19 protein-coding genes are annotated in these 19,414 nt (G+C 41.6%); 9 read left to right on the forward strand and 10 right to left on the reverse strand.

Annotated features, from left to right (window positions below; all coding sequences use genetic code 11):
• The first annotated feature begins 8 nt into the window (after nt 1-8).
• On the forward strand, nt 9-446 hold the full coding sequence (locus BLR84_RS09995) for a hypothetical protein (protein WP_090467385.1): 438 nt from the start codon (nt 9-11) through the stop codon (nt 444-446).
• A gap of 79 nt (nt 447-525) precedes the next feature.
• Here the strand turns inward: BLR84_RS09995 and bshB1 are convergent, their stop codons facing one another.
• The 3 genes from bshB1 to BLR84_RS10010 are packed head-to-tail and all read right to left on the reverse strand — an operon-like array spanning nt 526 to nt 2,383.
• Entirely contained in the window at nt 526-1,248 is a 723-nt protein-coding gene (gene bshB1, locus BLR84_RS10000) for a bacillithiol biosynthesis deacetylase BshB1 (RefSeq protein WP_090467386.1), read from the reverse strand.
• Between the two features lie 14 nt (nt 1,249-1,262).
• Entirely contained in the window at nt 1,263-1,763 is a 501-nt protein-coding gene (locus BLR84_RS10005) for a glutathione peroxidase (protein ID WP_090467388.1), read from the reverse strand.
• Between the two features lie 2 nt (nt 1,764-1,765).
• Nucleotides 1,766-2,383, reverse strand: a complete 618-nt coding sequence (locus BLR84_RS10010; protein WP_090467390.1) for a DUF4294 domain-containing protein — start codon at nt 2,381-2,383, stop codon at nt 1,766-1,768.
• Nucleotides 2,384-2,491: 108 nt separating this feature from the next.
• Between BLR84_RS10010 and BLR84_RS10015 the strand changes: the two genes are divergently transcribed.
• The 3 genes from BLR84_RS10015 (at nt 2,492) to BLR84_RS10025 (ending at nt 6,670) form a co-directional block, all read left to right on the forward strand.
• The gene (locus tag BLR84_RS10015) at nt 2,492-4,714 is read left to right on the forward strand and encodes a RelA/SpoT family protein (protein WP_090467392.1); all 2,223 of its coding nucleotides are present in this window, start codon (nt 2,492-2,494) and stop codon (nt 4,712-4,714) included.
• Between the two features lie 172 nt (nt 4,715-4,886).
• Nucleotides 4,887-5,354: a Fur family transcriptional regulator gene (locus BLR84_RS10020; protein WP_076374169.1), complete on the forward strand. Its 468-nt coding sequence runs from the start codon at nt 4,887-4,889 to the stop codon at nt 5,352-5,354.
• Nucleotides 5,355-5,392: 38 nt separating this feature from the next.
• Nucleotides 5,393-6,670, forward strand: a complete 1,278-nt coding sequence (locus tag BLR84_RS10025) for an adenylosuccinate synthase (protein ID WP_090467394.1) — start codon at nt 5,393-5,395, stop codon at nt 6,668-6,670.
• A 62-nt stretch (nt 6,671-6,732) separates the two neighbouring features.
• Here the strand turns inward: BLR84_RS10025 and BLR84_RS10030 are convergent, their stop codons facing one another.
• A complete protein-coding gene (locus BLR84_RS10030; RefSeq protein ID WP_176852015.1) occupies nt 6,733-7,251 on the reverse strand; it encodes a CPBP family intramembrane glutamic endopeptidase in 519 nt (172 codons plus the stop codon).
• A 65-nt stretch (nt 7,252-7,316) separates the two neighbouring features.
• Between BLR84_RS10030 and BLR84_RS10035 the strand changes: the two genes are divergently transcribed.
• Nucleotides 7,317-8,582, forward strand: a complete 1,266-nt coding sequence (locus tag BLR84_RS10035) for an anthranilate synthase component I family protein (RefSeq protein WP_369829178.1) — start codon at nt 7,317-7,319, stop codon at nt 8,580-8,582.
• 59 nt (nt 8,583-8,641) lie between these two features.
• Here the strand turns inward: BLR84_RS10035 and BLR84_RS10040 are convergent, their stop codons facing one another.
• The 5 genes from BLR84_RS10040 to BLR84_RS10060 all read right to left on the reverse strand — a co-directional run bounded on the left by BLR84_RS10040 (nt 8,642) and on the right by BLR84_RS10060 (nt 12,439).
• Entirely contained in the window at nt 8,642-9,367 is a 726-nt protein-coding gene (locus tag BLR84_RS10040) for a YqjF family protein (protein ID WP_090467398.1), read from the reverse strand.
• Nucleotides 9,368-9,456: 89 nt separating this feature from the next.
• Nucleotides 9,457-10,257 carry a M48 family metallopeptidase gene (locus BLR84_RS10045; protein WP_090467400.1) on the reverse strand — a complete coding sequence of 267 codons (801 nt, stop codon included), beginning with the start codon at nt 10,255-10,257 and terminating at the stop codon, nt 9,457-9,459.
• A 5-nt stretch (nt 10,258-10,262) separates the two neighbouring features.
• The gene (gene plsY / locus BLR84_RS10050; protein WP_076374174.1) at nt 10,263-10,910 is read right to left on the reverse strand and encodes a glycerol-3-phosphate 1-O-acyltransferase PlsY; all 648 of its coding nucleotides are present in this window, start codon (nt 10,908-10,910) and stop codon (nt 10,263-10,265) included.
• Nucleotides 10,911-11,016: 106 nt separating this feature from the next.
• A complete protein-coding gene (gene nadC, locus BLR84_RS10055; RefSeq protein ID WP_090467402.1) occupies nt 11,017-11,859 on the reverse strand; it encodes a carboxylating nicotinate-nucleotide diphosphorylase in 843 nt (280 codons plus the stop codon).
• 184 nt (nt 11,860-12,043) lie between these two features.
• Complete coding sequence (locus BLR84_RS10060) at nt 12,044-12,439, reverse strand: DUF4783 domain-containing protein (RefSeq protein WP_090467404.1); 396 nt, start codon at nt 12,437-12,439, stop codon at nt 12,044-12,046.
• 188 nt (nt 12,440-12,627) lie between these two features.
• Here BLR84_RS10060 and gpmI point away from each other — a divergent pair, with 188 nt between their 5' ends.
• Complete coding sequence (gene gpmI / locus BLR84_RS10065; protein ID WP_090467406.1) at nt 12,628-14,151, forward strand: 2,3-bisphosphoglycerate-independent phosphoglycerate mutase; 1,524 nt, start codon at nt 12,628-12,630, stop codon at nt 14,149-14,151.
• A 1-nt stretch (nt 14,152) separates the two neighbouring features.
• Nucleotides 14,153-14,707 (forward strand): hypothetical protein, encoded by a 555-nt coding sequence (locus BLR84_RS10070; RefSeq protein ID WP_143013880.1) that lies wholly within the window; start codon nt 14,153-14,155, stop codon nt 14,705-14,707.
• Between the two features lie 92 nt (nt 14,708-14,799).
• Here the strand turns inward: BLR84_RS10070 and BLR84_RS10075 are convergent, their stop codons facing one another.
• Nucleotides 14,800-15,408 carry a tetratricopeptide repeat protein gene (locus tag BLR84_RS10075; RefSeq protein ID WP_176852016.1) on the reverse strand — a complete coding sequence of 203 codons (609 nt, stop codon included), beginning with the start codon at nt 15,406-15,408 and terminating at the stop codon, nt 14,800-14,802.
• A gap of 402 nt (nt 15,409-15,810) precedes the next feature.
• On the opposite strand from BLR84_RS10075, the gene lon reads away from it, so the two are divergent.
• A complete protein-coding gene (lon, locus tag BLR84_RS10080) occupies nt 15,811-18,285 on the forward strand; it encodes an endopeptidase La (RefSeq protein WP_090467412.1) in 2,475 nt (824 codons plus the stop codon).
• A 98-nt stretch (nt 18,286-18,383) separates the two neighbouring features.
• Nucleotides 18,384-19,334 carry a lipid A deacylase LpxR family protein gene (locus BLR84_RS10085; protein WP_090467414.1) on the forward strand — a complete coding sequence of 317 codons (951 nt, stop codon included), beginning with the start codon at nt 18,384-18,386 and terminating at the stop codon, nt 19,332-19,334.
• Nucleotides 19,335-19,414 lie beyond the last annotated feature (80 nt).

Genomic DNA, 19,414 nt, shown 5'->3' on the forward strand with positions numbered 1-19,414 from the left:
TTTACGTCATGAGCAAACACATAGAGAAACTAAAAAAACAACTTGTTGAAGTAGCGGAAGTTGTTAATTCATTCCAATCAGAATCTGTACAGGTTCGGATTATCGATCGGTTATTAGATGTAATGATTGAATCTGACAGAGTGGATACGGACGGGGCCGAACTATTCCTTAAAAAAGGACGCAGAATTCGGTCAGATGATGAAAATTTTGGTATTCCAGGCCGTAAAAAGCCAGGAGCGACTAAAATACTCAATCAGTTATTGAGTACCGACTTCTTTGATATTTCGCGTTCTATATCAGCTATCGCGACCTATTGTAAGGAACAGTTTGATTCTGATTTTAAAACATCAGAACTTTCGGGCATCTTATTAAAGCTAGCTAACGAAAACAAGCTGAGAAGAGAAAGAAGCGTCGAGAATAATCGCTTCGAATACATAAAAGCCTAATATTAAACTACTTACATATTATTAATAAGCCGCGGTGTTAAATAACCCGCGGCTTATTTATTATAGGTTAATAAAGATATTATTTTAACGAAAATAAATTATCCACACCTAAAATTTTTCTGCTGGTAAAGCCTTCCGCATACTTAACTCCTATACTTTTTCCAAATTCCATAGCGCGGGCTGCAACAACGTTAATAAACTCAGGAGAAGAGATATAAGTTTGCGGTTCGCCTTCCCATTCCGGGTTATGGAACTGCGACCCGAAAGCACGGATGCTCTCGATCTTTTTATCCCAAAAATCGGTTACGTCAATCAAAATATCAGGCCTTATATAATTATCCTGTATAAAATGTAAAACAAGGTCTGGTCTCCAGGCATCTTGTAAAGCACTCTCTACCGATGTTTCAATTTTTCGTAAACCTGCTAAAAAAGCCGATGTTTCAACCAGCTCATTGGCACGTCCATGATCGGGGTGCCTGTCGTGGTAAGCATTGGTTATTACAATGGAAGGCTGATATTTACGTATGGCAGCTATTACCTTTAGTTGGTATTCCCTGGTATTTTCAAAAAACCCATCGGGCAAACCCAGATTTTCCCGTACAGCTAAGCCTAATATTTTTGCCGAAGCTGCTGCTTCCTGGTCACGGATCTCAGCCGAACCACGGGTACCTAATTCGCCACGGGTAAGGTCGACCATACCCACCTTTTTGCCATGGGCAATGTGTTTTAAAATAGTTCCGGAACATCCAAGTTCGGCATCATCAGGATGCACCGATAAAACTAATATATCTAATTTAAGCATAAACAAGTGTTGAATTATAAAGCGGCCTGTAAAAGGCGTTCGATCTTTTTCCTGATCTTTGAAGATGTAGGCTTGGTAAAAGGATAATAAAAATCGGTTACATGACCATTGCGATCCACCAAAAATTTATGAAAGTTCCACCGCGGAACAGATTTCAGGTTACCGTTATCTTTTTTATTAGCAAAAAACTGGTATAGGGGGTGCGCATAGGGACCACGTACTCTTATCTTGTCAAATACAGGATAATTGGCTCCCGAATTTTCGCAAAAAGTGGCTATAGCCTCTCCTTCTAACGGCTCTTGTCCGCCAAAATCATTTGAGGGGAAGGCCAGCACTTCAAAATCGGTGTTCTTAAACTGATCCTTAAGGTTAGCCAGGTCTTTAAGTTGCGGGGTAAAACCACATTGAGAGGCGGTATTAACTACTAAAAGAACTTTATTTTTATAGGCCGACAGGCTAATCTCTTCACCGTTTAATGTCTGCACATTAAACTTGTAGATACTATTGTTATCCATTATTAATTGTTAGTGGAATTATATCCGGCCTGTTTCAATATGGCCTCGATATCTTTCTGCTCCTCAGGGTCGTAAGTTTCCTTTAGGTTGTGGCCAAATATGCTGGCCACTGACTGAAACATAAAGGCTTTAAAACCACCCTTAAGCTCTTTAACCATCGTATAGCTGGTAGTGCCGGTTTCACGGTCAATCAGCTTGATCAATACCTCACCCTGACTAATTGTCAGATTTTTTATTTCCTTGTTAAACAATGTTTTTATTTCGGTTTCACAGGCGGCTACCAACTCTTTCTGTTTATGCTTATCGCCTGTAAGTGCCAGGTCGCGTTGCAACTGGCGGTAACGCTGCCCCGCAAAACGTGCATAGGGCAATACTTTGAACACATTATACCTTAACCGGTTATAAGCCACACGATCGGCTTCACTGGCAAATATACGTGTATCAACAATTTTCACTTCGGGAGTAACTATCCAGGGCACCAGTTCTCCGTCAAGATCGGTCATAGCCGTTTTGATGGTATCATTTTTGCCTAAAGTTACGGGTGCTGGTTTATCTGTCTGGGCTTTTAACGCGCCCACGATGCCGAAACAAAACAAGAACAGAAAACCAATAAATTTCATAATTTTACTTAAAACAAAATTAAAGCAATTTTTTGTGGTATTTCAATATAATCTGTAATAATAATTTATAATTACAAGTTTATCAAGTAATACCATTAATATCAGCATATGAAAGAGTTAGTGATTGACCTGGAAGCGGAAAAAAATGAGATATTAAAAAGATATCGGGCTTTGCTGCGCGCCTGTAAATCGACCTTGCAAAAGGGCGATAAGCGCATGATCCGTAAAGCATTTGATATGGCACTGGAAAGCCATAAAGACATGCGCCGTAAAAGCGGCGAACCATACATATATCACCCTATTGCCGTAGCACAAATAGCAGCCGAAGAAATAGGCCTGGGTACTACTTCGATTGTGTGCGCCTTGCTGCATGATGTGGTTGAAGATACCAACATGACGCTGGATGATATTGAAATGGAGTTTGGTAAAAAGGTAGCCAAGATCATTGACGGATTGACCAAAATATCAGGCGTATTTGATACCAACAGCTCGTTACAAGCCGAGAACTTCCGTAAGATGCTGCTTACCCTGGCAGATGATGTGCGAGTGATCTTGATCAAACTGGCCGATCGCCTGCATAACATGCGGACTATGGAGTTTATGCCACGCGATAAGCAGCTTAAACTATCCTCAGAAACCGTTTATTTATACGCCCCGCTGGCACACCGGCTGGGTTTGTACACCATAAAATCTGAGCTGGAAGACCTCTCTATGAAATACATGGAGCGGGAAACCTACCAGTTTTTAAAAGTTAAGCTCAACGAGAAAAAGGCCGAACGCGAAAAGTTTATCCGTGATTTTATTGAGCCGGTAAAAAAAGTATTGCTAGGCCAGGGTTTGGATGCGGATATTTTTGGTCGCCCCAAATCCATCCACTCCATCTGGAATAAGATGAAGAAGAAATCGATACCTTTTGAAGAGGTGTATGATCTTTTTGCCATCAGGGTGATATTGGATAGTACGCCTGAAAACGAAAAGGCTGATTGCTGGAAGGCCTACTCGATAGTTACCGATCTTTACCGCCCTAATCCCGACAGACTGCGCGACTGGATATCATCGCCCAAAGCTAATGGCTATGAATCATTACATACTACCGTAATGGGTCCCCGCGGTCAATGGGTTGAAGTACAGATCCGTACCAAACGGATGAACGAGATTGCGGAAAAGGGTTTTGCCGCGCACTGGAAGTACAAAGAATCAACCACGGATAGCGGTCTTGATCAATGGGTGCAAAAGGTGAGGGATATGTTGAAAAACCCCGACTCCAACGCCCTCGATTTTCTAGATGATTTTAAAATGAACCTTTTCAGCGATGAGATCTTCATTTTTACACCTAAAGGGGCCTTGATCCAATTGCCTTTAAACGCTACAGCGCTTGATTTTGCCTTCGAGATACATACCGATGTGGGCGCCAGCTGTATTGGTGCCAAAGTAAATCACAAACTGGTACCACTGAGCTATAAACTGCAGAACGGCGACCAGGTAGAGATCATTACCTCGGGCAAGCAAACACCTAAAGAAGACTGGCTTAACTTTGTGGTTACCGCTAAGGCTAAAGCCAAAATAAAATCGGCATTAAAAGAAGAAAAACGGAAAATTGCCGAAGATGGCAAGGAGATACTGGAACGTAAGTTAAAATCGCTCAAGATCACTTATAATTCCGAAAACATACATAAGCTGAGTTACTTTTTTAAGCTGGGATCAACCCAGGACCTGTTTTACAATATTGCCAAAGGCATTATTGACATGAAGGACCTGAAAGACTACCAGGCTTCGGAAAAGATAATTGAAAATAAGCCACAGGATAAAATTGAGCAGGAACAGGTTCATAGCCTGCTGCGCAATATCAAAACCAAGGATAGCGACATATTGCTTATTGGCGAGGATATGCAAAAAATTGACTATAAACTGGCCAATTGCTGTAACCCTATCCCCGGAGATGATGTATTTGGCTTTGTAACGGTGAGCGATGGCATTAAGATCCACCGCACCAACTGCCCTAATGCCGCCAAGCTGATGGCCAATTATGGCTACCGGATTGTAAAGGCCCGCTGGACAAATCAGCAGGAATTGGCATTTTTAACCGGCTTACGCATTACCGGTATTGACGATGTGGGCCTGATCAATAAACTCACTACGGTAATATCACAGGATTTTAAGGTGAATATCCGTTCCATCACAGTTGATAGTGATAATGGCATTTTTGAAGGTTCGTTAATGGTATACGTAAATGATACCGAGCATTTGGATAACCTGATCAAAAACCTAAAAATGGTTAAGGGTATAACCGCTGTAAACCGTTTCGATTCGGCCATTGAAAAAGCATCTTAAAAAAGAGTTGAGAATCAAGAGACAAGAATCAAGATGCTTTAATGAAGCATAAAAACAGCATCCTTGTCTCTTGATTCTCATATCTTGATTCTTGATTCTTGACTCTCGTCTCTTGATTCTTATTTCCTGATTCTATCTTTTATTAATAACTTTGGCTCTTTAATAGACAACTATGCCTCAACAGGATACAATAGCGTTGGTTAAAAAAATTTTCGAAGCTTACCTCGAAAACAAAAACCTGCGTAAAACGCCCGAGCGTTTTGCTATACTTGAAGAAATTTATTCACGTACCGATCACTTTGATGTGGAGTCATTGTACATCCACATGAAAAATAAAAAATACCGTGTAAGTCGCGCCACTGTATATAATACCCTGGAGCTGCTGGTATCATGTGACCTGGTGACTAAACACCAGTTTGGTAAAAACATGGCCCAATTTGAAAAATCATACGGCTATAAGCAGCATGATCATATCATTTGCATTGACTGCGGCAAGGTGGTTGAATTTTGCGACCCGCGCATACAGCAGATACAAAGCATGATGGGCGACATCCTGAAATTTGAGATCAAACACCACTCCCTTAATCTTTACGGCAATTGCACCAAATTAAGAGAGGGTAATTGTGACAGAAAAGCATAACTTTGCCCCCCTTAATATCATACTCTGAATTTACATAAATGGCTGTTGACGTATTATTAGGCCTCCAATGGGGCGATGAAGGTAAAGGAAAAATTGTTGATGTGCTTAGTGCAGGTTACGACCTGATAGCACGTTTCCAGGGCGGCCCAAATGCCGGGCATACTTTGGAATTTGACGGTAAAAAATTTGTTTTAAATACCATTCCTTCAGGTATATTTTTTGAGAACACCATGAACCTAATAGGTAATGGTGTAGTGATCGACCCGATCACACTGAAAAAAGAATTAGAAAAACTGAAAGATGCCGGGCATGATCTTTTAGCAAAAAAGAATTTGCTGATAGCTAAAAAGGCTCACCTTATATTACCAACGCACCAGTTGCTTGATGCCGCTAATGAAAAAAAGATGGGCGATGGCAAAATTGGTTCTACCTTAAAAGGTATCGGCCCAACTTACATGGATAAAACCGGTCGTAATGGTTTACGTATAGGTGATATTACCCTGCCCGATTTTAAGGAGCGTTATCAGAAACTGGTTGACAAGCATGTATCCATGCTGCAAGCGTTATACGGAGAAGTTGCAGATTTTTCAGAACGCGAAGCCGCGTTTTTCGAAGCGCTTGACCTGTTGCGCCAGTTCCCATTGGTTGACTCTGAGCACTTGGTTAACAACTATATAAAACAAGGTAAAAAAGTATTGGCCGAAGGTGCACAGGGAGCTATGCTGGATATTGATTTTGGCTCATACCCTTTTGTTACTTCGTCAAATACAACCGCTGCCGGAGCCTGTACAGGTTTGGGTATAGCACCGCAACAAATTGGCGAAGTGATAGGTATTTTTAAAGCTTATTGCACACGTGTTGGCGGTGGCCCCTTCCCTACTGAACTGGAGGACGAAACAGGCGAGGAATTACGCCGTATAGGCCATGAATTTGGAGCAACCACTGGAAGGCCACGCCGTACAGGATGGATCGATCTGCCGGCTTTAAAATACGCTATAATGCTTAATGGCGTTACCCAATTGGTAATGACCAAAGCCGATGTATTAAGCGGCTTTGATAAAATATATGCCTGTACCCACTACAACTATCTGGGCGAAAAGATCGATTACATGCCATACGATATTTGCTCGGTAAGCCCCGACCCAATTTTGAAAGAAATTGACGGCTGGAAAGAAGATTTGACTGGTATTACCGAATTAAACCAGATCCCTGCCAGACTACAATCATATATTGATTATTTAGAGGCAGAACTCGGCGTGCCTGTTAAATACCTATCCGTAGGGCCAGACAGGAAACAAACGCTGGTAATGCACTAATTGCATCAGCTATTCAAAAGCCCTACATCTTATAGATGCAGGGCTTTTTTTGTTATTTATGGTTAAAGGTATCTGGCTAAAACAGCATACAGGTTATATAAGGCATGCAACAACACAACATATAAAAATGCCTGACGGCCGGTATTTATCCACTTGCAATAAATGTAAAGAAAACTCATGAGCACTCCGCTAAAAAACATAGCGATCATATAAAGCGGATTATAATAATGGTTTACTCCAAATAATAATGCGGGGATAATGATCAGCAGATATAAACTTTTTATCCCGAATTTGTTCATCAGGTGATTAGGTAAACTGATAAACAACCAGGTTTCCAGCAGTGGTGCAAAAATACAGGCTACTAATAATTGCTCTGGAACAGACTCTTTATCGATAGGGTTATTGAGCAAGTCTGCCTCCGGAAAATAATGGTCTGCAATAAAGGCAAAGAAAAAACTATTCAGAAAAGATAAAATCAAACAAGCCAAAAAAACATAGTAAAATTTGATCCTACCCGAGATCAGCCCTTCTTTAAAATGATATGCCAGTAATTGCATTGAATAAGCTTTGCATTTATTCATCCAATATAAGATAACAAAAAGACACTTCATGCAGCCTTTTTACTTTACTTGCTTATTTTTGCCGGGTGATTATTCCTGTTCAAGATCTTCCCCTGTTTAAACAAAAAGCGCTGCAATGGGCCTCATCATTTGATGCCGTCTGCTACCTGGAATCCAACGGGTTTAATGACCCCTATGGTAAATTCAATACACTAATAGCTATTGGGGTAAAAGATGAAGTGACAGCACAGGTTGGGAGCGCCTTTGATCAACTGGAAGCTTTCCGACAAAATAACCCGGGATGGATAAGCGGTTTTTTCGGTTACGACCTGAAGAATGAAACAGAACTGCTATCATCTGCCAATCCGGATGGGTTACAGTTTCCGGATCTTTATTTTTTTGCGCCTCTACATCTAATTATCATTAAGGATGGCAAAGTGGAGTTCATTAGTGACGAGCCTGAGCAGGTTTTTGACCTGATTGATCAACAAGAGTTAATTATCTATAAGGAACAGCCCGCTATAGCATTAAAATCCCGCTTTAGCCGGCAAGAATATATTGATGCCGTAAAGGGTATTCAGGAACACATTAACCGGGGTGATATATATGTTACCAATTTTTGCCAGGAGTTTTTTGCCGAACATACCACGATAGATCCGCTGGCCATATTTACACAGCTAAATAAGGTTTCACCGAACCCTTTCAGCACCTTTTTTAAGTGGAAAGACAACTATATACTGGGAGCTTCGCCCGAGCGTTTCCTGGCCAAACGTGGCACTAAACTGATATCGCAGCCCATAAAAGGCACCGCCAAAAGGGATGCAGATATACAGGCTGACGAATTGATCAAACAACAGCTACGTAATCACCCCAAAGAGCTGCAGGAAAACGTAATGATAGTTGACCTGGTACGGAATGACCTGACCCGCTCTGCCAAGCAGGGCACTGTGAAAACCGAAGAGCTATTTGGTATACACAGTTTTCAATATGTACATCAAATGATATCAACCGTAGTATGTGAGCTACAGGAAGGCTTATCGGCAGTACAAGCCATTAAAAATACCTTTCCGATGGGCAGCATGACCGGTGCACCCAAGATCAGCGCTATGCAACTAATGGAACAATATGAGCGCAGCAAACGGGGGGTATACTCGGGGGCTATAGGTTATTTGAGCCCGGATAATGATTTTGATCTCAATGTGGTTATCCGTACCCTGCTTTACAACTCAGCAAGGCAATACGTATCATTCCATGCCGGGAGTGCGATCACGTACCATGCCGATCCGGTAAAAGAGTATGAAGAATGCCTGCTCAAAGCACAGGCTGTTATGGAGGTTTTGGGAGGTCTTTAGATAAGAAACCTCCCGTCATTGCGAGGAGGAACGACGTATTTTTTAATTTAGACTTCAGACTAAACCACTATCTTATCACCCATCCTCACCTTAATATCTGACCCGGCAGCAAAAAATACCGATACGGGTTCTTTTCTTAAATAGGGTTCAAAAGCTTCGCCATAAAGCCCGGCAACATCGGCTTCAAACACATGATCTTTAACCAGGCCTGTTTGCCAGGAGATATGTTCAACCTGATATTCCATAGTGACGGTGTCTGATAGTTTATTATAACCCCAATAGTGTTCAAAAATAAATTCCTCGGCACTGCCTGGATTAATATCCTGCAATTGATTACTTGCTGTAGCTCCTAATTTATTCCACTTACCTTTAAACTTCCACTCATATAAAAATTGGGTATGGCTATCCTGAGTTAAAGTAACCGAGCTGCGCATAGGCATAGCCTGGTAATGTTCTTTATATAAATTATTGGCGATAAGCGCTATCATGCTTTTGGGCACTATTTCGCTTACAAAAACAGCACCGCGTTTCCATTCCGTACCGTTAAAATGCTTTACATAAAAGCGCAGGTTTACTTCCTCAAAATTTACATGCCATGGCCATTTGATGCCAAGTACGCTGGTATCTGCAAATACAAAACCAACCATACTTACCAATACCTTCCCTTGCCAAAGGTCAAGTACCGTACCAGGCGGTAAATAGGGATCTAATATTTGCGGATCAACCTCGTAATTCAGCATCACCAGGTTTTTCCATTGTGCCTGTAAAAATTGACGTTTAGCCATTTTGTGTTGTAAAAATGCAAGTATAACCGGAGAGTGGTGTAATAAAAAAGGTCTCATCGAAAAAAGTGAGACCTTTTTTATTTCTTGAATTATTTTTTATAATATTTCATAGCCTCGGGTATAAGGCGCTGGATATTCGCGATACGGGTTGCATCAGAAGGGTGAGTGCTTAGCAGCTCTGGCGGAGCGCCACCTTTATTTTGAGCCGCCATACGCTGCCAAAAACCTACAGCCTCATGCGGATCATAACCCGCCATGGCCATAAAAGTGAGCCCTAAACGATCAGCTTCTGATTCCTGATCACGGGAGTATTTTAATAAAACTACTTGCGTGCCCACGCCGTATGCCTGGCTAAAAAGCCCCTGCATTACCTGCGATTGTTTAGCCACCGCAATTCCGGCCAGTGAGCCACCAAATTGTGCCAGTGTTTGCTGAGAGATACGTTCGGCAGAGTGCCTGGCTATAGCGTGACCGATCTCATGCCCCATTACAACGGCCAGATAAGCATCGGTATTAGCAACAGGCAGCAGACCGCTATATACAGCTACTTTACCTCCCGGCATACACCAGGCATTTACCTCGTTGCTTTGTATCAGGTTAAATTCCCATTGAAAGTTATATTGATTGGCATAACCATTCTGTTGCAGGTATTGTTCAATAGCTGCAGCCAGATTGCTGCCTATTCTTTTAATCCGTTGAGCATCGGCACCACTGCCAACAACCTTGGTTTTAGGATCTGTTAATAATTGTTTGTAACTGGCAGCTGCCGATTGGTTTACTTCGGCATCGCCTACCAGGCTTAGTTGCCGGCGGCCGGTTAACGGTACTGTTGAACAGGAATTCAATGCAATGATAAAGATCAGAGCAAGGGCAGGTCTGAATTTTTTCATGGTGATCAGGTAGTTTTCTTCTTTAAAAAATTAACTTTTGACTCGGTGCCTTTTAGTAAGCGTTCGATGTTTTTTTGGTGCGTTACCAGTATGAGCAAGCAGATGCACATACCATATATAACTACCGACCGGATAGACGTTGGAAAAATAAACGAAACTCCGATAGGATATGTAAAGGCAGCAGCGATAGAGCTAAGCGATACATAACGTGTAGTTAAAAGCACTATTACAAATACCAGAACACATAATAAAGCGGCATGTAAATGAATAGCCAAAATCATTCCAAATAAAGTAGCCACACCTTTCCCGCCACGAAAACCAGCAAAAATCGGGAACAGGTGGCCCATTACCGCAGCAATACCCAAAGCAAGCGCGTAATTGGTATAAGCTATAGAGTTTGACGGCCCGGTGGTTGATACACCAATAAAATAAGCCAGATTGGTAGCCGTCCATCCTTTTAAAATATCCAACAGCATTACTGGGATACCGGCCTTTTTACCCAACACCCTGAAAGTATTGGTTGCGCCCGCGTTCCCACTGCCATACTCACGAACATCAATATCATAGAAAGCCAGCCCTATCCAAACGGCCGTAGGTATAGACCCGCAGAGATAAGCCAGAATGAGCGCTGAAACTGAATAAACGGTTATCATTTCCCTGCAATATTACGAAATTGATATGGTACTAAGGGTTAAATTCTAAACTCTAAATCCGAAACTTTAAACTCTAAATCCGAAATCGAACTTCCCAATTCCGAAATCAGATCGCTTTAAGACTCAGGTCAAGACTTTTAACAGAGTGAGTTAACGCCCCAACCGATATATAATCAACCCCACACTCCGCATAACCACGTATATTATCAATGGTTATACCTCCGGATGCCTCGGTAATGAAGCGGCCCTGAATAATATCAACAGCCTGCTTTAGGTCGGCAAAGTTAAAATTATCTAACAATATACGGTTCACATGGCCGGTTTGTAAAACCTGATCAAGCTCATCCAGGTTACGCACTTCTATTTCGATAGCCAGTTTTTTGTTATGGTCGATAAGATATTGATTGGCCCTTTCAATGGCTTGCCTTATACCTCCGGCGTAATCAACATGATTGTCTTTGATCAGTATCATATCATACAAACCAAAACGATGGTTTACGCCTCCACCAATTCTCACTGCCCATTTTTCAATATAACGCAGGCCCGGAGTAGTTTTACGGGTGTCCAGAACTTTGGTATGGGTATCTTTTAACAGATCGACTATCTCGCGCGTTTTAGTAGCGATGCCCGACATGCGCTGCATACAATTCAATACCAAACGTTCGGCTTTTAAAATACTTTGAGAATTGCCCTCTACCTCAAAGGCTACGTCTTTGGGTTTTATAACAGCGCCATCAGTTAAAAATACGTTTACCTTCAGGTTGGCATCAACTATTTTAAAAATCTCTAATGCCAGTTCAACCCCGGCTAATATGCCTTCATCTTTTACCAGGAGTTTTGCTTTACCGGTGCTATCGGCAGGAATCGTTGATAACGAAGTATGGTCGCCATCACCAACATCTTCCTTTAAAGCCTCAATTATAAAATGGTATATTAGTTCCTTATCCAAGAGTATTAAATTTAAACCTCAAAAGTAATGAAAAAAAGATGTGCAGATGAAAATTGATGTGTAGATGATGAATTGATTTGTAAATGCGCAGATAGGAAATTACTTTGTAACCTTATTGACTAACCGCAGCAAGATGTCATTCATCTGCACATTTGCATATTTGCACATCCGCACATCTATAAATTTACTTCACCTTTTCATTTTCAATGCGGAGTTCAATAATAGACATTTTACCACCCGTATCCTTTAGGGTAAGGGCTACCCGGTACAATCCGGCTTCGGTAGTCAAAATAAATACACCAAAGCGATAATTGGCGCTTGAGTTTACCTTATGTAATAGTTTGATGCTTTTAGGCTTATTTTTTGAGAAAAATTTATCCAATATCAATGTAGCCTGGGCCTGGGAGTAAATATTTTCCTCATCCATTAAAGTGATCTCAATGCTGGAGGCAAATGATTTAGCCAATTCTTTGGTATTGCCCTGTTTTATGAGGTTAGCTACATCATCTATCGGATCGGCCGGTGTAAAGCCGGGCAAAAGGAATAGCATAATAAAGGATGATAGACAAACCAGCTTCATAAAATTATTTAATAAACAGAATTTTAAACAATACGGATTATTAATTAGAATCAACGGGGCTATTGACCTTCAAATAAGATATAACTGTTTTTACACGCAATTATTATCAAATCATGAATAGTATATTCCGTAAATCGAAATTAAAAAAATAATCATATAAAGTACAGCGTTGCCGTTATATTTGCGATGTGGAAAATCAAAAAAAACTCGCATTAATTATTCTTGATGGCTGGGGTTATGGCCGTAACGACCAGTCGAACGCTATACTTGCCGCAAATACACCTTTTGTTGATGGTTTGCTGCAACAATATCCAAATTCAAAATTGGAAGCATCCGGAACCGCGGTAGGTTTACCTGCCGGGCAAATGGGCAACTCAGAAGTTGGGCACATGAACCTGGGTGCCGGCCGTGTAGTTTACCAGGAGCTGGGCCGTATCCATAAAGCTGTTGACGATAATGAACTGCCAACCATCCCGGTATTAAAGGATGCTTTTGAATATGCCAAACAAAATAACCGCGATGTGCATTTCATCGGCCTGGTATCTGATGGCGGGGTTCACTCCCATATCAGGCACGTAAAAGGTTTGTGCGATGCCGCGAAGCAATTGGAGGTTAAAAACGTTTACATCCATGCTTTTTTAGACGGCCGCGATACCGATCCTAAATCAGGATTAGGTTTTGTTAGCGATCTGGAGCAATATATCGAAGGATCTGATGTAAAAGTGGCATCAGCTATCGGCAGGTATTATGCCATGGATCGCGATAATCGTTGGGAAAGAGTAAAATTGGCCTATGACCTTCTGGTTAATGCCGAGGGAGAAGCAACCCAACATATTACAGACCTGATCAAAAAATCATACGAAGCAGGTGTAACCGATGAATTTATAAAGCCGATTGTACGCGTTGATGCTGATGGTAAACCACTGGCTGTTATTAAAGATGGCGACGTAGTGATCTGCTTCAACTTCCGTACAGACAGGGGTCGCGAGATCAGTATAGCCTTAACACAGCGGTCATTCCCTGAATATAATCTTCACCCGTTGGCTATCCGTTATATCACCATGACCCCGTACGACGAAACGTTTAAGAACGTGCAGGTGGTCTTTAACAAAGAGGACCTGACCAAAACTTTGGGTGAGATCTTGCAAAATGCGGGCAAAACGCAGATCAGAATAGCCGAAACCGAAAAATACCCACACGTGACCTTCTTCTTTTCTGGTGGTCGTGAAAAAGAATTTGATAATGAGAAACGCTTACTGGCACCATCACCCAAAGTAGCTACTTATGATCTGCAACCCGAAATGAATGCGGCAGGCATCCGTGATGCTATTATCCCTGAACTGGAAAGTGGTTGGCCCGATTTTGTTTGTCTTAATTTCGCTAATACCGATATGGTTGGCCATACAGGTGTTTTTAGCGCGGTAGTTAAAGCTGCCGAAACTGCAGATGCCTGTACCAAAGCAGTAGTTGAAGCGGGTTTGGCCAATGGCTATTCATTCATCATACTGGCCGATCATGGCAATGCCGATTATATGATTAACGAAGATGGTTCGCCCAATACAGCGCATACCACCAACCTGGTGCCTTGTATTATTATTGATAAAGATGTTAAACAGGTAAAGGATGGTAAACTGGGTGATGTTGCCCCTACCATTTTAAGTATACTGGGCGTAGCTATCCCTGCGGAAATGACCGGGAATGTATTGGTATAAATTGAAATTATTACCCATAACCGCTTTTTTGGGCGGTATTATGCTTATATCCGGCTTGCCATCATGTAGGCCGGATATCAAGCAAAGCGGCGCTGTATTAAAATATGTTGATATCAGTGGCTTTTTTAAGGCCGATACCGCAAAGCTCACCAAACTGAATCCGCTTGTTAATAAAACCGTAACTCATAACGGTGTAACAGAAAATAAAACCGTACATATTACCAATTGGGGACAGGAATTAAACCTGTTCATACAATCAGATATTAATAGGCCGGCCTGGAAAAACAGCTACAGGGTTCAAACTACTGATAGTTTAATAGTATACCAGGCCAAATATCCTGATTTGCGAACTACTCGCATCGTGATCAAAAAGAACGGCGATAAAATAAAGTGGGTACTTATTTTTAACCACACCAAAAACCTGCTGTACGAAACCAGGGAAAAATTAAGTTATTTTCCGGATTCGGCTTACCTCATCGAGAAATGGCAACACGTTAGGTTAATGGGCCAAAACAATTACCACATCGAAGGTATTTTGAAAAAAGGTATCAAGTAGCGAGTATCAAGTATCAAGATTTTTTCCAGCTATATAAACAAATCCAAGTGTCGTGATACTTGATACTAGCTACTTGATACTAAAATTTATGATTAATGGCGAGCCACAGTAGGAGCAATGGCCTGCGATAGTTTGTCTTTTGACTGATCGATCAGGTTTGCGATATCCATTCTTCCTGGATTATCGTTCAGTACTTTTTCAAGGTCAGTTATAGATGCCTTCAGGGAATTGACGCCCCTTGCACGGTCATAAAAATGCGAGTTATTCTGTAGTTTGAACAATCCGTAATCACGATAGGCAAGTCCCCTGTTCTGGTAGAATTTACTATCATTAGGGTCGCTGTTGATGGATATAGCCTTGGTCAGATCCACAATGGCCCCTAACAGGTATAGTTCCTTATCTGCCGGCGACGTCTGGTTATCCTTCCCCAGGTAGCTTTTTGCCCGTGCCCTGTAATAATAGGCAGAAGCATCCGCCGGCTTTATGGCAATAACACGGGTGTAAGCAACTATTGATTTTTTATAATTATCGCTATGGTAATAGGAGTACCCCAGCATCCACAACGCGTTGGCATTGGTTGAATCTGTGATACAAGCCTTTTCCAGGTGTGATACCGCCGATCTGAAATCGCCATCCATCAGGGCCTGCTGTCCCATTTTTACATAGGCGCTTTGTGCCACAGCTGATTCGAGCGAGGACATAATCAGAAAAGATACAATGACCGATAACTTCATTAGCGATTAATAGTGAAACAGAAACGGTATAACATTAACTACCATTACATCGAATTATTATGCCAAAAGGCATTTTTATTCAAAAAAATATCGTTTCTAAAAAAATTCCAGAAGGCTATACTATGACTTTTTTTCATATTTACCAATAAATTCTTATTTAATTGGTAAACTTATAAGTGGTTTGTAATAAACAAATAGCCAAACCATTGCACTGCCATATTGCTTGTTAAGCATTATTACCATAACTTGGCACAGCTCTTGAAACATAGGTAGCTACAAGTAACAACCGCAGTTTTACCTGTATTTAACAGCTTAATGATGATACAGGCTGACAACATGACGGTTTTATCTATATATAAAATATAATTAATGACTTTTGATCCATTTGATTTTAAAAATGCCCTACCAGTTATAAACGAAGACTCTGAGTTTTTTCCCCTAATGTCTACTGAGGACGAGGAAGAAATGAACAATGAGGAAATGCCGGAGGTATTATCCATACTGCCTTTGCGTAACACTGTTTTATTCCCAGGTGTGGTGATACCGATAACGGTTGGCAGAGACAAATCAATTAAATTGATACGCGATGCCAACAAAGGTAATCGCATGATTGGGGTAGTTGCGCAACAGGATGTGGGGATAGAAGACCCTAATTTTAGCCAGTTGAACAAAATTGGCACCATTGCCCTCATTATAAAAATGCTGCAAATGCCCGATGGTAACACCACCGTTATTATTCAGGGTAAAAAGCGTTTTGTTTTAAAAGATGAGGTACAAAGCGAACCTTATATAAAAGCTACTGTTGAACCTTTTAAAGAAATAAAGGCTAAAGAGGATAAAGAATTTAAAGCCATGGTATCGTCTATTAAAGATATGGCCATGAACATTATCCAATTGTCGCCCAACATTCCGAGCGAGGCCGGTATAGCCATCCGCAATATTGAAAGCACTTCATTTTTGATCAATTTTATATCATCAAATATGAATGCCGATATGGCGGCCAAACAACGCTTGCTGGAGGTTGCTAATCTGCGCGAAAGGGCAAATATGGTATTAGAACACCTGACGCTCGATCTGCAGATGCTGGAACTTAAAAACCAGATCCAAACCAAAGTACGTGTTGATCTGGATAAACAACAGCGTGATTATTTCTTAAATCAGCAGTTAAAAACTATACAGGAAGAATTGGGCGGGAACTCACCCGACCTGGAAATTGATGATCTGCGCCAGCGTGCCCTCAAAAAGAAATGGGGCAAAGAGGTAAAAGATCATTTTGCCAAAGAATTGGAAAAGTTAGCCAGAACCAATCCGGCCGCGGCTGATTATTCGGTACAGATCAATTATCTGGAATTATTACTTGATCTGCCCTGGAACGAATTCACCAAAGATAACTTTGATTTGAAACGGGCCCAAAAGGTGTTGGATAAAGATCATTTTGGCCTGGATAAAGTAAAGCAACGCATTATTGAATACCTGGCCGTGCTTAAATTAAAGCACGATATGAAAGCGCCCATCCTTTGCTTGGTGGGCCCCCCCGGGGTTGGTAAAACATCCTTAGGAAAATCAATAGCTAAAGCGCTTGGCCGTAAATATGTACGGATGGCTTTAGGTGGCATCCGCGACGAGGCCGAAATAAGGGGTCACCGTAAAACCTATATTGGCGCTATGCCGGGTCGTATTATACAATCGGTTAAAAAAGCCGGCGCGGCTAATCCTGTGTTCATCTTAGATGAAATTGATAAAGTAGGTAATGATTTCCGTGGAGATCCGTCATCTGCTTTACTGGAAGTGCTTGATCCAGAACAGAACAGTACTTTTTATGACCATTATGTAGAAATGGATTTCGATCTGTCCAACGTGATGTTCATAGCAACAGCCAATTCACTAAGTACTATTCAACCTGCCCTTTTAGACAGGATGGAGATCATCGAAGTGAATGGTTATACCATTGAAGAAAAGATAGAGATAGCCAAGCAGCACCTGTTACCTAAACAGCGTGAAGCCCACGGCTTAAAATTGAAAGATGTAAGTCTTAAAACCGACGTGCTGGAAAAACTCATCGTTGACTATACACGCGAATCGGGTGTACGTGCGCTGGAGAAAAAAATAGGCTCGGTGGTTCGTGGGGTAGCCAAAAATATTGCCATGGAAGAGGAATACAATCCTGTGGTAAATAAAAAAGATATTGAAAAAATACTGGGTGCCCCTATTTATGACAAGGACCTCTACGAAGGTAACGATGTTGCCGGTGTAGTTACAGGCCTGGCCTGGACATCGGTTGGCGGCGATATTTTGTTTATTGAAGCCAGTTTAAGTCCGGGCAAAGGACGTTTAACCCTAACCGGTAGCCTGGGTGACGTGATGAAGGAATCGGTAACTATCGCATTGGCTTACCTACGGGCACATGCCGACTACTTTAACATCAACCCTAAATTGTTTGATCAATGGGATGTGCATGTGCATGTACCGGCAGGCGCTACGCCAAAGGATGGCCCTTCGGCTGGTATAACTATGCTTACCGCCCTTGTTTCGGCATTTACTCAACGTAAGGTAAAACCAAACCTGGCCATGACCGGCGAGATCACCCTGCGTGGACGGGTATTGGCAGTAGGTGGTATCAAAGAAAAAATACTGGCCGCCAAACGCGCCAATATCAAAGAGATCATTTTATGCAAATCGAACCAGAAAGATATCCTGGAGATCAAAGAAGATTATATCAAGGATCTGAAGTTCCATTACGTAGCGGATATGCGCGATGTAATTGCGCTTGCCCTTTTGGATGAAAAAGTAAGTCACCCAATCGATCTTACCGTTAAGGAGGATGAGAAAGCGATAGCAAATTAAAAAAAGAGGGGTTAAAAATAATTTAGCCCCTCTTTTTTTGTGCACCTATAAATCAGCTCAATTTTTCTATATTAGGCGCTGATATATTTTACAACCTAATGTCTAATAAACTATTCCTCACACTGTTGTGCCTTTTTGGTTCTATCAATCTATTTGCACAAACCCGCGGTCACGAAATTGCTATACAAACTGATAATGATGGGTACCTGGGTCAGGGCTCAGACAGGTATTACACCAATGGCATCTTCTTTTATTACCGTAAAGCTTTAAAAGCCGATGGCAATCTCCAGAATAAAGTTTTAGGTTTTGAGTTTGGGCAAAAAATGTATAATCCGCAATCGGGCTATGTACCCAATGCCTCTTACATCGACAGGCCTTTCGCGGCCTATTCCTACATTGGTTCAACACTCAACTTTTTATATAAAAACGAAAGTAACATAAAGCTTAGCGCCCAGTTAGGTATTGTGGGTCCGGCTGCACAAGGCGAACCGATACAAAAGTTTATTCATAATACTTTTGGGTTTTATTCTTTAAATGGTTGGCAATACCAGATAAAAAACAACGTAGAACTCAATTTAGGTGCCGAGTATAATAAACTTTTGGCGAGGGCCTCATGGGTTGATGTGAGTTTGACCTCGTACGCCAACCTGGGTAATGGATTCACCGGCGCCGGCATAGGCCCTTTGATCCGTCTGGGGAATTTCAACCAGTTTTTCAATTCAGTGAGTACGCAAAGTACTGTATCTGCGGCCGATCAAACCGGCTTATTGCATGCTCACGAGATCTTTTTTTACTATAAACCGCAGATCAACGGTGTACTTTATGACGCCACTATACAAGGCCCGCTGTTTAACAAAAACAATGATCCTAACAGCCTCGAGGTTACACTCAACAAAAAGCCTTTTATATTCAGTAACCAGGTGGGCGTAGCCTTTACAACCAGTCGTTTCACTTTTGACATAGCAGCCATTTTCCACACCAAGGATGCGGAACAAATGCTAAGATCACATCAATGGGCCAGTATTACGGGGGCTTACCGGTTTAAGTAGAGTGTCGTCTGAATCAGAATTTTCAGAATTAAAGAATTAACAGAATGGAGATTTAATTCTGAAAACGGCGAAGCCCTCAA

This window comes from Mucilaginibacter sp. OK268, assembly GCF_900103125.1.
In the GTDB taxonomy this organism is placed as follows: domain Bacteria; phylum Bacteroidota; class Bacteroidia; order Sphingobacteriales; family Sphingobacteriaceae; genus Mucilaginibacter.